11 protein-coding genes are annotated in these 13,088 nt (G+C 65.3%); 7 read left to right on the top strand and 4 right to left on the bottom strand.

The window, feature by feature from the left end; genetic code table 11:
* Positions 1 to 94 precede the first annotated feature (94 nt).
* Positions 95 to 1,900, top strand: a complete 1,806-nt coding sequence (locus tag AC5RU9_RS09300) for a thiamine pyrophosphate-requiring protein (protein ID WP_494016206.1) — start codon at positions 95 to 97, stop codon at positions 1,898 to 1,900.
* Here the strand turns inward: AC5RU9_RS09300 and ilvD are convergent.
* Positions 1,897 to 3,759, bottom strand: coding sequence for a dihydroxy-acid dehydratase (gene ilvD / locus AC5RU9_RS09295; protein WP_494016205.1), 1,863 nt, complete (start codon positions 3,757 to 3,759; stop codon positions 1,897 to 1,899). The two genes, AC5RU9_RS09300 and ilvD, sit on opposite strands and share 4 nt — an antisense overlap.
* 86 nt (positions 3,760 to 3,845) lie before the next feature.
* Between ilvD and AC5RU9_RS09290 the strand changes: the two genes are divergently transcribed.
* A complete protein-coding gene (locus AC5RU9_RS09290; RefSeq protein WP_494016204.1) occupies positions 3,846 to 4,688 on the top strand; it encodes a helix-turn-helix transcriptional regulator in 843 nt (280 codons plus the stop codon).
* A gap of 9 nt (positions 4,689 to 4,697) precedes the next feature.
* Here AC5RU9_RS09290 and AC5RU9_RS09285 read toward each other — a convergent pair whose 3' ends face one another.
* From AC5RU9_RS09285 to AC5RU9_RS09275, 3 genes are all read right to left on the bottom strand, one after another.
* The gene (locus AC5RU9_RS09285; protein WP_494016203.1) at positions 4,698 to 5,648 is read right to left on the bottom strand and encodes a cation diffusion facilitator family transporter; all 951 of its coding nucleotides are present in this window, start codon (positions 5,646 to 5,648) and stop codon (positions 4,698 to 4,700) included.
* A 114-nt stretch (positions 5,649 to 5,762) separates the two neighbouring features.
* Positions 5,763 to 7,013 carry an FAD-dependent oxidoreductase gene (locus AC5RU9_RS09280; RefSeq protein ID WP_211710873.1) on the bottom strand — a complete coding sequence of 417 codons (1,251 nt, stop codon included), beginning with the start codon at positions 7,011 to 7,013 and terminating at the stop codon, positions 5,763 to 5,765.
* Positions 7,006 to 8,304 carry an MFS transporter gene (locus AC5RU9_RS09275; RefSeq protein WP_494016202.1) on the bottom strand — a complete coding sequence of 433 codons (1,299 nt, stop codon included), beginning with the start codon at positions 8,302 to 8,304 and terminating at the stop codon, positions 7,006 to 7,008. The genes AC5RU9_RS09280 and AC5RU9_RS09275 overlap by 8 nt, the downstream gene beginning before the upstream one ends.
* 48 nt (positions 8,305 to 8,352) lie before the next feature.
* On the opposite strand from AC5RU9_RS09275, the gene AC5RU9_RS09270 reads away from it, so the two are divergent.
* The 5 genes from AC5RU9_RS09270 (at position 8,353) to AC5RU9_RS09250 (ending at position 12,928) form a co-directional block, all read left to right on the top strand.
* A complete protein-coding gene (locus tag AC5RU9_RS09270) occupies positions 8,353 to 9,174 on the top strand; it encodes an IclR family transcriptional regulator (RefSeq protein WP_494016201.1) in 822 nt (273 codons plus the stop codon).
* 102 nt (positions 9,175 to 9,276) lie between these two features.
* Positions 9,277 to 10,422 carry a cupin domain-containing protein gene (locus AC5RU9_RS09265; protein WP_494016200.1) on the top strand — a complete coding sequence of 382 codons (1,146 nt, stop codon included), beginning with the start codon at positions 9,277 to 9,279 and terminating at the stop codon, positions 10,420 to 10,422.
* Positions 10,422 to 11,258, top strand: a complete 837-nt coding sequence (locus AC5RU9_RS09260) for a fumarylacetoacetate hydrolase family protein (RefSeq protein WP_494016199.1) — start codon at positions 10,422 to 10,424, stop codon at positions 11,256 to 11,258. Before AC5RU9_RS09265 ends, AC5RU9_RS09260 begins: the two co-directional genes overlap by 1 nt.
* Positions 11,258 to 11,977 carry a maleylpyruvate isomerase family mycothiol-dependent enzyme gene (locus AC5RU9_RS09255; protein ID WP_494016198.1) on the top strand — a complete coding sequence of 240 codons (720 nt, stop codon included), beginning with the start codon at positions 11,258 to 11,260 and terminating at the stop codon, positions 11,975 to 11,977. Before AC5RU9_RS09260 ends, AC5RU9_RS09255 begins: the two co-directional genes overlap by 1 nt.
* A gap of 54 nt (positions 11,978 to 12,031) precedes the next feature.
* Complete coding sequence (locus tag AC5RU9_RS09250; RefSeq protein ID WP_494016197.1) at positions 12,032 to 12,928, top strand: SGNH/GDSL hydrolase family protein; 897 nt, start codon at positions 12,032 to 12,034, stop codon at positions 12,926 to 12,928.
* Positions 12,929 to 13,088 lie beyond the last annotated feature (160 nt).

Here is a 13,088-nt window from a genome sequence, read left to right as displayed (position 1 = left end):
GCCAATTGGGACACCCTTTTCTGACGGCCAATCAGTAAGCATGCTTACTATGGAGGGGCAAGCCAACCACTTAGGCAACCACAGGAGCCACGGCATGACTCAGCGAACGGTTTCGGACCTCATCGTGGAACGCCTGCAGGCGTGGGGCGTAGACAGGGTTTTCGGGTACAGCGGGGATGGCATCAACGGCTTCATGGGCGCACTCCGCCGCGTCGAAGGCGAGATAGCTTTTGTCCAGGCCAGGCATGAGGAAGCGGCGGCGTTCATGGCCGTAGGACACGGCAAGTACACCGGCGGGGTGGGTGTGGTCACCTCTACGCAGGGCCCCGGAGCAGTCCACCTGCTCAACGGCCTCTACGACGCCAAGATGGACAGCGTCCCGGTGGTGGCGATCATCGGACAACAAAGCACCTCCGTGCTGGGCTCTGCCTATATGCAGGAGATCGACCTGCTCACGCTCTTCAAGGACGTCGCCGCCCAGTTCGCCCAACTGGTCAGCTCCGCCGAGCAGGTTCCCATGGTGATTGACCGGGCCTTCCGGACCGCCCTGGAAACCAAGTCCCCCTGCGTCGTCATCATTCCGCACGACATCCAATCAACGGAGGCGCCTTCCCTTGACCACGAGCACGGCATAGTCGTCACGGCTCCTGTATGGCATCCCGCCGAGGTCATGCCCCGCGCCGAAGAACTGGACCGGGCGGTAGATCTCCTCTCCGCGGGCGAACGGATCGCGCTCTTCGTCGGCCAAGGAGCCCGTGGAGCGCAAGCAGAGGTCATCGCCCTGGCGGAACAGCTTGGCGCCGGCATCACCACCAGCTTGTTGGGCAAGCCCTGGGTCGACGAGACACTGCCCTTCAACACAGGAACCATGGGCCACCTCGGCACGACAGCCAGCGCGTACCTACTGGAAAACTGCGACACCCTGCTGATCATCGGCTCCAACGATCCCTGGACAGAGTTCTACCCCAAACCGGGAACAGCCAAAGCAGTACAGATCGACATCGATGGCCGAAAAATCGCCAACCGCTATCCGGTGGACGTCGGACTGGTGGGCGACGCCGCCGGCACCCTCCGCGCCCTCAGCCAGCGGCTTAGCGCGAAGGACCAGCCGTCGCGCCACACCTGGCGCACCAACGTGAAAGAGCAGGTCCGCGCGTGGCGTGAGCTCTCCGCGGAACGGGCCGCCATCCCCGCTGACCCGGTCAATCCCGAAATGGTGGTGCGGGAACTCAGCGGCAGGCTGCCCGCCGACGCCCAGGTGAGTATCGACGTCGGAAGTTGCGTTTACTGGTACGCCCGCCAGCTGATCCTCCCGGAAGGAGTCCCGGCGCATCTGTCCGGCACACTGGCGAGCATGGGTTGCGCGATTCCCTACGGGCTGGCGGCGAAGCTCGCCCACCCCGGGCGTCCGGTTGTTGCGCTGGCCGGGGATGGCGGCATGCAAATGCTGGGCATCGCCGAGCTGGTGACCGTGGCGCACCGTTGGCGGGACTGGACCGACCCCCGGTTCGTGGTGTGTGTGTTCAACAACCGCGACCTCGCCGAGGTGTCCTGGGAACAACGCGAAACGGAGGCGGAGCCACGCTTCAACGCAAGCCAGGAAATCCCGGATTTCCCTTACGCAGGCTACGCGGAACTGCTGGGCCTCAAAGGTGTGCGCGTTGATGACCCGCAGAGACTGGGAGCGGCCTGGGATGAGGTACTGAACGCCGATCGTCCGGCGGTACTGGAGGTCATCACCGACCCCAACATTCCGCTCCTGCCACCCTTCCCGGCGGGCGAAGAGAAGCTCGAGGGCATGCGCTCCGCCCTTGCCCAGGAAGGCAACGCCGGAGAGCACGCCCGCGAGCTTCTCGACATCTACGCCGAAGGTGAGGCGCGACTACGCCACGGCGGCTAGAGGTTCTCGATCAGCGAGACGTCACGTACGGCTCCCTTGTCTGCCGAAAGCGCCATGGCTGCATAGGCCCGCAAAGCCGGTGAGACCTGGCGGTCCCTGTTCTTGGGCTTGAATCCGCCGTTGACCAGGAGCTTTTCGCGCCGCTCGGCCAGGATCTCATCGGAGACCTTCAGCTGGAGGGAGCGCTGAGTGATGTCGATGCTGATGATGTCGCCGTTTTCCACCAGCGCGATGTCGCCACCGGAGGCAGCCTCGGGGGAAATGTGCCCGATGGACAAGCCGGAGGTTCCACCGGAGAATCGGCCGTCAGTGATCAGTGCGCACTTCTTGCCCAGGCCGCGGCCCTTGAGGAAGGACGTGGGGTAGAGCATTTCCTGCATGCCCGGACCACCGCGGGGGCCTTCGTAACGGATCACCACGACGTCGCCTTCCTTGACCGACTTGTTCAGGATCATTTCCACGGCTTCGTCCTGTGATTCGCAGACGATTGCGGGTCCCTCGAACTTCCAAATGGACTCGTCCACGCCTGCGGTCTTCACCACGGCACCGTCCACGGCAATGTTGCCGCGCAGCACCGCCAGGCCACCGTCCTTGGAGAAGGCGTGCTCCACCGAGCGGATGCAGCCACCTTCGGCGTCTGTGTCCAGGGAGGTCCACACGTTCGACTGCGAGAAAGCCAAGGAGGAGCGGACGCCACCTGGCGCCGCGTGCCACAGGGCCTTGGCTTCTTCCGTTGCCTTGCCGCCGCGGACATCCCAATCGTCCAGCCAACCGTCAAGGTCGTTGGAGTGCACGGAGTGGACGTTCTTGTGCAGGAGGCCGCCACGGTTCAGCTCACCGAGCAGGGCGGGGATGCCACCGGCGCGGTGCACGTCTTCCATGTAGTAGGTCTTGTCACCGGCGACGTTCGGGGCCACCTTCGCCAGGCAGGGCACCACGCGGGACTTGGCGTCCATCTCGGCCAGGCCGTAGTCCACACCGGCCTCCTGGGCTGCGGCCAGGAGGTGCAGGATGGTGTTGGTGGAGCCGCCCATGGAGATGTCCAGAGCCATGGCGTTGTCAAAGGCCTCGGCGGTGGCGATGTTGCGCGGCAGTACGGACTCGTCGTCGCCGTCGTAGTAGCGCTTCACCAGCTCAACAATCGTGGTGCCGGCCTTCTCGTACAGCGCCTTGCGCGCGGTGTGGGTCGCGAGCACGGAGCCGTTGCCCGGAAGGGCCAGCCCGATGGCCTCGGCGAGGCAGTTCATGGAGTTCGCGGTGAACATGCCGGAGCAGGAACCGCAGGTGGGGCAGGCGTTCTCTTCGATCAGGTTGATGTCCTCATCGGAGATGGACTCGTCCACGGCGTCGGAAATCGCGTTCACCAGGTCCAGGGAGCGCACGGAGCCGTCAGTCAAGGTCACGCGGCCGGCTTCCATGGGGCCGCCGGAGACGAAGACTACCGGGATGTTCAAGCGCAGCGCGGCCATGAGCATGCCCGGGGTGATCTTGTCGCAGTTGGAGATGCAGACAAGGGCGTCGGCGCAGTGTGCGTTGACCATGTACTCCACGGAGTCGGCGATCAGGTCGCGGGACGGCAGGGAGTAGAGCATGCCGGCGTGGCCCATGGCAATGCCGTCGTCCACGGCGATGGTGTTGAATTCGCGCGGCACGGCGCCGGCGGCCAGGATCGCGTCGGAGACGATACGGCCCACGGGGGCAAGGTGGGTGTGGCCGGGTACGAACTCGGTGAAGGAGTTGGCTACGGCGATGATCGGCTTGCCGATGTCCGAGTTGGCGACGCCGGAAGCGCGCAGCAGTGCGCGGGCGCCGGCCATGTTGCGGCCATGGGTGACAGTTCTGGAACGGAGTGCAGGCATACGTACCATCCTGCTGATTTTCTACGGCAGGTGGAAGACGGTGCTGCTACTAGTAGTCAAAGTAACAGAGTAATAGTGTTGGGAACGTGAACGACGAACGACGCAAAGAACTGGGCCTCTTCCTCAGAACCCGCCGCACCCAGGCCCTGCGCTCCGATTATGGCCTGCCCCCGGTAGGCAGGTCCCGCGAGCGCGGACTCCGGCGGGAAGAGATTGCGTTCCTCTCCGGAGTGAGCGTCACTTGGTACACCTGGCTCGAACAAGGCCGGGACATCAGCCCCTCACGGCAGGTCCTTGAGTCGATTGCGCGCGCCCTGCATCTGTCCGATACCGGGCTGGGCTACGTCCTTTCCTTGGGCGGCTATTCGTCCGCACCTCCCAAGGGCCCGGTCGCCGCCGATGCGCCCGCCCACGTGCAACGCCTCCTGGAGGCACTGGATCCGAACCCGGCCTACGCGTTGTCCCCGGATTGGGGAGTCGCCGGCTGGAACCGAGCGTACGAAGCGCTGTATCCCAACATCGGGACGTTCGACGCCGCCGACAGGAACCTCCTGTGGCTGGTCTTCACCGACCCGTATGTCCGTGACCTGCTGCCCGATTGGGATATCACCAGCAAAAGGTTCCTCGCCGAGTTCAGGGCCGAAACGGGGCAACGGCTCGGCGATCCGGACGTCGCGTACCAAGTGGAACGCCTTAAGGAAGCGAGCCCCGAGTTCCAGGAAAGCTGGGACCGGTACGACATCCTCGGTTTCCAGTCCCGGGAGCGGCTGTTCCACCATCCGGCGGTTGGAGTGCTGCAACTTGAACACCACCAGGTCTCGCCCTCGGACAGGCCGGACCTGCACATCGTGGTCTACACACCCGCTCCGGGCAGTGACGCCGGTGAGCAGATGGAGCGGCTGATGGGCACGGGCAAGCCGGTCGGCTGAAGGTTCGCCCTATAAGGTCAACGCCGCTTCGTCCGGGGTGGCCAGCGTCAGGACGGCCTCCTCCACGGTCTCGTGGTCTTCCAACTCGCGCTCCAGCCTGCGCAGGACCACGGCCACTTCGTGTTCGGGGTGATCCCCCACCAGGTCCACGGCCGCCACGAGGTACAGCTTGCGTGGACCCACGAATTCCAAGTGGAGGTACGTGAGCCGGGCAATGTCTGGATGGCCAAGCACCCGCTGGGCCATGGAACGTTCAATGTCCGGGGTTACGCCCTGGCCCACCAGGAACCTCCGGTTGCGGTCGATCAGCACCACGGCGACGACGGCCAGCAGGATGCCCACCACGATCGAGCCCACGGCGTCCGGCACCGGCGATCCGGTGACTTGATGCAGGAATACTCCGGCAAACGCGACCACCAGGCCAACCAGGGCGGCAGCGTCCTCAGCGAAGACGGCCCGCAACGTGGGATCCGAGCTGATCAGGACCTGCTCCAACGTGTGCCGTTCCAGTTCCCTTGCCGCCTTCCGGGTCTGGCGGAACGCCTGGACAAAGGAGAAACCTTCAAGGACAAACGCCAGGGCCAAGACCACGTACGCCACCATGAAGTCCGAAGCGGGCTCAGGCGTAATGAGTTCCTGTATGCCGTGCATGATGGACACCACAGCCCCGGCCGTGAAGAGCCCGAACGCGGCGAACATCGACCACACGTAGACTTCCCGGCCGTAGCCCATCGGGTGGTCCTTGTCCCGCGGGCGCTGCGAGCGCCGTTCGGCCATGAACAAGAACACCTGGTTGCCGGTGTCCGCCCAGGAATGTGCTGCTTCTGCGGTCATCGATGCGGATCCCGTGAGCGCCGCAGCCACCGACTTGGCCGCCGCAACCAAGGTGTTCGCCACGAACGCGATGATGACAGTCAGCAGCGTGGAACCGGACTTTTGACGCTTCTGGGATGCGGCCATGGGGATACCGTACCCAACTGGCGGGAAAACAAAAGCCGCCCACCGCCGTCGTGCCTTCGGAAGTGCACGACGACGGCAGGCGGCTTGCGCGCTCAGCGTCAGGCCGTCAGGCGGTCAGGCCGGAAGCTGGCTGGCTACCCGCGGGGCCTCCGCGGCCGGCAGTCCTTCGCCGGCCTGGCCGTACAGCCAGTCGTTGTACTGGAAGTCGTTGTCCTTGCGGCTCTTGAACAGCAGGTTCCGGAGCGTCCGCGCCAGCCCGGAAACATGCCAGGACTCACCCCATACGCGGGCCGTTCGCTGGACCCGGGCTGTGCGGGCGGCCCGGACCTTGTTGAATTCCGCGATGGCGTCGTCCCACGCGGACGGGTTGGCGCCGTCGGCGGTGAAGACGGTGCCGGCGCTGACGTCCTGCAGCACGGCGGCATCTTCGAGTGCCTGGCACGCGCCTTGGGCGAGGTACTGGAGCATCGGGTGGGCGGCGTCGCCCATGAGGACCATGCGGCCGGCAACCCAGTTTTCGATGGGGTCGCGGTCGTACATGGGCCAACGGATGCTGGTGCCGAGGTTCGCGAGGGCGGCTTGGACGGCGGGGACACAGTCCTTGTAGGCGGCCTGGAGCTCGTCCACTCCCCCGTACTGTTCTTCACCCCGCTCGAAGGAGGGGGATTTGAAGACAGCGACAGTATTCAGAAGTTCGCCTTTGCGGAGCGGGTACTGCACCAGGTGGCAATCCGGTCCGAGGTAGACCACCACGTCTTCGAGGTCGGTGGCGGGGGTCTCGGCGGTGATCGGAACCGTGCCGCGGTAGGCGACGTAGGCCGAGGAGACCGGCTCATCGGCGGCCACCAGGGGACGCAGCGTGGATTTCAGGCCGTCAGCGCCAATCACTACGTCAGCTTCATAATCGACACCGGCCGCAGTGTGAACGATGCCCCGTCCGTTCAGGGTTTCCACGCTGTCCACCATGACGTCGTTGACCAGCTTCACGCCCGCCGCTTCACATCCTTCGAGGAGTACGCGGTGAAGATCGCTGCGGTGAATGACCACATAGGGGGCGCCGTAGCGCTCCTCGAATTCCCCGCGCAGCGACTGGCGGGTCAGCTCTTCACCCGTGATGGCGTCGCGGAACACCAGGTGCTTTGGCTGGACGCCGATCTCCAGGGCCTTCTCCAGCAAACCCCAGCGTTTCAGGACGCGGGAGGCGTTCGGGGCCATCTGAAGGCCAGCGCCAACCTCGCCGAATTCGGGGGCCCGCTCCACGAGCGTTACGTTGGCGCCGTTCTCGCGGAGGGCCAGGGCGCCGGCCAGTCCGGCCATCCCTCCTCCCACAACCAGGACATCGGTGGACGGGGTGTACTCAGGCATTGTTTGCTCCTTGGGAGATCTTTTTCTTGATTTTGAGTCCGACGGCGGCCAACAGGACCGCAGCGATGGCGGCGGCACCGGCGAACGCGAGGAAGTTTGAGTTGACGCCCAGCCCGGCGGCGAGCAGGAGCCCACCAACCTGCGGCGCCACGACGGCACCTATGCGGCCCGTACCCAGCGCCCAGCCGAGCGCGGTTCCCCGCAGATGGTCCGGATAGTGGCTCGCGACCGCCGCGATGATGAGGCACTGCGTGCCATGGGTCCCGACGCCGGCCAGTACCAGCGCGAGGTACACCACCGCCACGGGCGGGCTGGACAGGAGGGCGGCAAGCCCGACGGCGGCGACGGCGGCAGCCGCAATCGCCGTCGGAATCGGACCGAAACGGGTGCCCGCCCAGGCGGTGATGACGGAGCCGGCAACGGCGCCCAGGTTCAGGGCCAAGGCGAAGGTCAGGGCCGATCCGAGGTTGTATCCGGCCAACTGCATCAGGTTAGGCAGCCACGTGCCCAGGCCGTACCAGGCGAACAGGGTTGCGATGGTGGCCAAGGCGAAGAGCACGCTGACGCCGAGGTAAGGCGCACGGAGCAGGGAACCGAACCCGGCCTTCTTGTTGGCGTCAGTGCTTGCGCCCTTCCCCGGTGCCAGTGTCTCCGGGATGAACTTGAGCCCCAGCGGCACCACGATCACCAAGGCCAGTGCTGCCACGAGGAACATGGCTTGCCAGCCGAAAGCGGGAATCAACGGGATGCCCACCAGTGCTGCGATGGAGCCACCGATCGGTACGCCGGACATCATGAGCGTGGCGATGGTGGAACGCCATTTGGCCGGTACCAGCTCGGCTACCAGCGCGTTGGCGGAGGGGACAAGCCCGCCTAGCCCTATGCCGGCGAGGAGGCGAAGAATGCCGAAAACGGCCGCGTTGGGCGCGAGGGCACACAGGATGGTGAAGACCGAGAAGACAATCGCACAACCGATGATGGTTTTTCGCCTGCCCCACGAGTCGGCCATTCTTCCGGCGAAGATGGCCCCGATCATCATGCCGAGGAAAGCCATGGAACCGATGGTCCCGGCGGTCGCCTTGGTGAGGCCCCACCCTGTTTCGGAGATGAGGGAGGACTGGACTGTGCCGTAAACAATGAGGTCGTAGCCGTCGAAGACCACCAGCAGCCAGCAAACAAGGACGGCCAGCGCTGAGCCTTTGGAAAAGCGTGGCGCTGTGCCGGGAGAGTCAGCGGTGACGGCTCCGGAGGTTGGCCCATGCGACGCTGCAGCGGGAAGTGTGTGATTCATCCCACCACTGTCCTGCCGCTCGCAGAATCTGCACCATACAATTCTGTTGTGCAGAATAATCCTCCCAGATCCTCCACCCGGAAGCCTTTGCAAAAGAGGCCCACCTATTCCATCGAGGCAGTGGACAACGCCTTGCAGCTCCTCCAGCTGCTGCGCGATGGCGGCGCCCTTAGGCTCAAGGACGCTGCGGCCGAATTGGGCGTCGCCCCGTCCACCGCCCACCGGCTGCTGGCCATGCTGGTTTACCGCGGGTTCGCGGTCCAGGATGAAAACCGGCGGTATGTCCCCGGGCCGGCGATGGGTGTGGGTCCCGCTGGGCTGGGCTGGACCCGGCCCTTGAGGGACCTGGCGCTGCCGCACATGGAGCTCCTCTCGGCACGGCTCGACGAAACGGTCAACCTGATGGTTCGGGTCGGCACCAAGGTCCGCTTCCTCGCAACGGTTGAGGGCAGCAACGTCCTGCGCATTGGCGACCGCCAAGGCACGGTCATGCCGGCAGACAAAACCTCCGGCGGCAAAGTCATGCTGGCCGAACTGGAGCCACCCATGATCGACCAGCTGTTCCGCAGCCAGAACGCTGGAATTGGCGGCGACACCATCCCGGACGACAGCTATCCTGCCTTCATCCGGGAACTCGAGACGATCCGCAGCAACGGTTTCGCCGCTAATTTCGAGGGAACGGAAGAAGGCGTGAGCGCGCTCGGCATGGCCCTGCACAACCGGCACGGCCAGGTAGTGGGAGCGTTGAGCGTCGCCACTCCTGCCACCCGGTTCCGCAAAGTGTTCGACGCCGGTTTGGTCACCGCACTGCGGGAGACATGCCGGCAACTCGAAATCGACATCGCAGCCAACCCCGCCGACGAGGACTGAATCCCCGAAGTTCTGTAGAGCAGAATTCTCTCGGACCCCCGTACCACCGTCCGTAGGGTCGAACTACGCCAAGAACTGTTCGGACCTATCGAGGAGGCCTACGTGTCCATCAGCGCCGAGAACACGACCCACGAATCCGTGGCCGCCAGCCACGTCCTGCCGGAGCCCACTCCGGAAGAGGCTGCCCAGTTGGAGCAGTTGTACAAGGACTTCGCTGCGGGAAACATGGTTCCACTCTGGACCGAGATCGGTGACCTGATGCCCATGGTCCCCACGCCGAAGGCCGTGCCGCATGTTTGGCGCTGGGATGACCTCTACCCGCTGGCCGCCCAGGCCGGTGACCTGGTTCCGGTGGGCCGGGGTGGCGAGCGGCGGGCCATAGCCCTGGCGAACCCCGGCCTCCCTGGCACCCCGTATGCGACCCCCACGTTGTGGGCCGCCATCCAGTACCTGGGCCCGCACGAGGTAGCCCCGGAACACCGGCACTCCCAGAACGCCTTCCGTTTCGTGGTGGAGGGCGAGGGCGTCTGGACTGTGGTGAACGGGGACCCCGTGGCGATGCGCCGCGGAGACTTCCTGCTCACACCGGGCTGGAATTTCCACGGCCACCACAACGACACGGACCAGCCGATGGCCTGGATCGACGGTTTGGACATTCCGTTCGTGCACTACGCCGATGCCGGGTTCTTCGAGTTCGGCACCGAACGCGTCACCGATGAAGCAACCCCTGACATCTCGCGCTCGGAAAGGCTTTGGGCCCACCCCGGCCTCCGGCCCCTGTCCGGATTGCAGGACACCACCAACTCCCCCATCGCGGCGTACCGGTGGGAACACACCGACGCGGCCCTGCGTGAGCAGCTCCTCCTCGAGGACGAGGGCCATCCGGCCACCGTGTCCCAGGGCCACGCCGCGATCCGATACTCGAACCCCACCACCGGCGGGGACGTCATGCCCACCATCCGGGCCGAGTTCCACCGCCTCCGCGCCGGCGCCTCCACCGAACCGCTCCGCGAGGTCGGTTCCAGTGTCTGGCAGGTCTTCGAAGGCACCGGCACCGCCATCCTCAACGGTGAAACCAAGGAACTGGCCAAGGGCGACCTGTTCGTGGTCCCGTCCTGGCAGGAATGGTCCCTCCGCGCGGATGCGGACGCTGCTACACAAACAGAGTTCGATCTCTTCCGCTTCAGCGACGCCCCCATCTTTGAACGACTGAACTTCAACCGCAGCTACACCGAAGGACGCAAGTAATGAGACTGCTCACCCTCCGCACCGAAACCGCCACCGGCCAAGGCACCGTCGCCGTCCGCCAGGACGGGGACACCCTCACCGAAATCGACGGCTTCGCCGACGTCGGGGCGCTCCTGGCCGACCCCGCCTGGGAAACCACGGCGAAGGCAGCCGACGGCGCAACGCACGCGCTCGACGGCGCCGACCTCGCCGCCGTCGTACCCTCACCGGGGAAGATCATCTGCGTGGGCCACAACTACCGCAACCACATCAAGGAAATGGGCCGGGAAATCCCCGAACACCCCACCCTGTTCGCGAAGTACACAGAATCGCTGATCGGCCCGAACGACGACCTCGCACTTCCCCAGGAATCGGACACCGTGGACTGGGAAGCGGAACTCGCCGTCATCATCGGCAAGAAGGGCCGCCGCATCCCCGAAGCGCAGGCAGCGGAGCATATCGCCGGGTACGCGGTCCTCAACGACGTCAGCATGCGTGACTACCAGTTCCGCACCATCCAGTGGCTCCAGGGCAAGACCTGGGAGAACTCCACCCCGTTCGGGCCTGCCCTGGTCACCAAGGACGAGTTCAGCGCCGGGCCGCTCATGACCTCGGCAGTGGACGGCGAAATCCAACAGTCCACCCCCACCGGCGACCTGGTCTTCACTCCGGAATTCCTGGTTTCCTACATCTCCACCATCATCACTTTGAACCCGGGCGACGTCATCGCCACCGGCACCCCTGGCGGCGTCGGGCACGCCCAGGACCCCAAGCGGTACCTGCAGGAAGGCCAGCTCCTGGTCACCACCATCGAGGGCCTGGGCCAGCTGAACAACCGCGTGGTCAAGGAAGCCTGATGGTCGCCCGCCACGACCTCGCCACCGACCCGCGCCTGCAGGAAGAACTCCTGCAGGCGCGGCGGGGCACCGCGTTCTTCGCCCGGAAGCTGAACGAACTCAGCGACGCAGAGCTCGACGGCGGCACGCGCCTGCCGGCCTGGACCCGCCGGCACGTGGTGGCCCATGTTGGGTACAACGCCCGCGCGATCGCCCGGTTGGTGGAGTGGGCGGCCACCGGCGTCGAAACCCCCATGTATTCCTCGCCTGAGGCGCGGAACCGGGAAATCGACTTCGGTGCCACCCTGTCCCCCATCGCTTTGCGGAACCTGTTCGATCATTCCGCTCTGCACTTGTCCGTCGAATGGCGCGACCTCCCGGACACGCATTGGACCCACAAGGTCCGCACTGCCCAAGGACGCACCGTGCCCGCCTCTGAAACCGTGTGGATGCGGACCCGCGAAGTGTGGATGCACGCCGTGGACCTCGACAACGGTGCCACGTTCAACGACATCCCCACCCCCGTCCTGCAACGACTGCTCAAGGACATCACCGGCGCCTGGAAAACCCGCGGGACGGACACCGGACTCCTCATCACGGTGAACGAAAGCGGCCAGGCGTTCGGCGACACCAGCGCCACGGACCCGACGATCGTCACCGGGCCGCTACCCGCCGTCGTCGAATGGGCCGCCGGGCGCAGCAGGGACGGCACGAAACCCGTCCCGCCCCCTTGGATCTGAGAGTTTTGAACACGTACTGTACAAAAACCCGATAATTCAGCGCACTATGGGGAGATGAACGCCACCAGCCCGAACGGCCCGGTGGAGGGAGGCTCCAACGGCAGGGTGCCCCGCCTGCACCCGTGGAGCCGTTATGTGGCTTTGGGGGACTCGTTCACCGAGGGAGTGGGAGATCCGGAGCCGCGCAGCCCCGGGGGCTTGCGTGGCTGGGCGGACCGGGTAGCGGAGGAGCTGAGCAACGGACATCCGGACTTCGCCTACGCAAACCTGGCAGTCAGCGGAAAGTTGCTCCGCCAGATCCTGGATGAACAGGTAGGACCGGCACTGGCCCTCCGGCCAGACCTGATCACCCTCAACGCCGGCGGCAACGACCTGCTCTTCCACCGGACAGATCCCGATTCGCTGGCCCTTGAGCTGGACGCGGGGGTGGAAGCACTGGCCACCACGGGAGCGTCCATCCTGCTGTTCACTGGTCCGGACTGGGGCGCTACGCCCGTGCTGGGGCGCACCCGCGGGAAGGTGGCCATCTTCAACGAAAACATCCGCGTTGTCGCAGCCAGGCATGATGCCGTGATCGCAGACCTGTGGGCCCTCCGCCAACTCACCAACCCCCAAATGTGGGACCCGGACCGCCTGCATTTCTCCCCGCTGGGCCAGCACAACATCGCCATCATGGTCCTGGATGCCCTCAACGTCCCGCACTCCCTGGAACCCCTGGCGCCGAAGCCCCTCCCGGAACGAAGTTGGCGCGAAGCGCGCACGGACGACGCCGTCTGGGCGCGGGAATACCTGGTTCCATGGGTGCTGAAGCGGCTAAGGCAGAGGAACTCCCACCACGAAGGCCATGCGAAGCGGCCGCTGCCTGGACCGGTTTTCGGCGCTGCCATGCCACCGGGGTCCTTTGTGGGCATCGATCCCCGGAACCTCACCGCGCGGGAGGACCGCCCGTAAACGTGGGCGGAAAACGCCCGGCGTATGCATTCCATCACCCTTTGCCGCGCCTGTGGTGGCTTCGACAGGATCAACGCTAAAATTTCACTTGCCGCATGTACAAGCTCTTCGGCATCAACCGCGCTCTTTCCTCGGAGCGCCATACCGTGAGTGGGGGAAA

The organism is Arthrobacter sp. B0316-5-4, from assembly GCF_059090325.1.
This window is presented reverse-complemented; position numbering and strand designations above follow the sequence as displayed.

Excerpts from the sequence above, each read along its gene's own strand:
- AC5RU9_RS09300 (WP_494016206.1), top strand. The coding sequence starts at position 95 with ATGACTCAGCGAACGGTTTCGGACCTCATCGTGGAACGCCTGCAGGCG.
- ilvD (WP_494016205.1), bottom strand. The coding sequence starts at position 3,759 with ATGCCTGCACTCCGTTCCAGAACTGTCACCCATGGCCGCAACATGGCC.
- AC5RU9_RS09285 (WP_494016203.1), bottom strand. The coding sequence starts at position 5,648 with ATGGCCGCATCCCAGAAGCGTCAAAAGTCCGGTTCCACGCTGCTGACT.
- AC5RU9_RS09280 (WP_211710873.1), bottom strand. The coding sequence starts at position 7,013 with ATGCCTGAGTACACCCCGTCCACCGATGTCCTGGTTGTGGGAGGAGGG.
- AC5RU9_RS09275 (WP_494016202.1), bottom strand. The coding sequence starts at position 8,304 with ATGAATCACACACTTCCCGCTGCAGCGTCGCATGGGCCAACCTCCGGA.
- AC5RU9_RS09260 (WP_494016199.1), top strand. The coding sequence starts at position 10,422 with ATGAGACTGCTCACCCTCCGCACCGAAACCGCCACCGGCCAAGGCACC.
- AC5RU9_RS09255 (WP_494016198.1), top strand. The coding sequence starts at position 11,258 with ATGGTCGCCCGCCACGACCTCGCCACCGACCCGCGCCTGCAGGAAGAA.
- AC5RU9_RS09250 (WP_494016197.1), top strand. The coding sequence starts at position 12,032 with ATGAACGCCACCAGCCCGAACGGCCCGGTGGAGGGAGGCTCCAACGGC.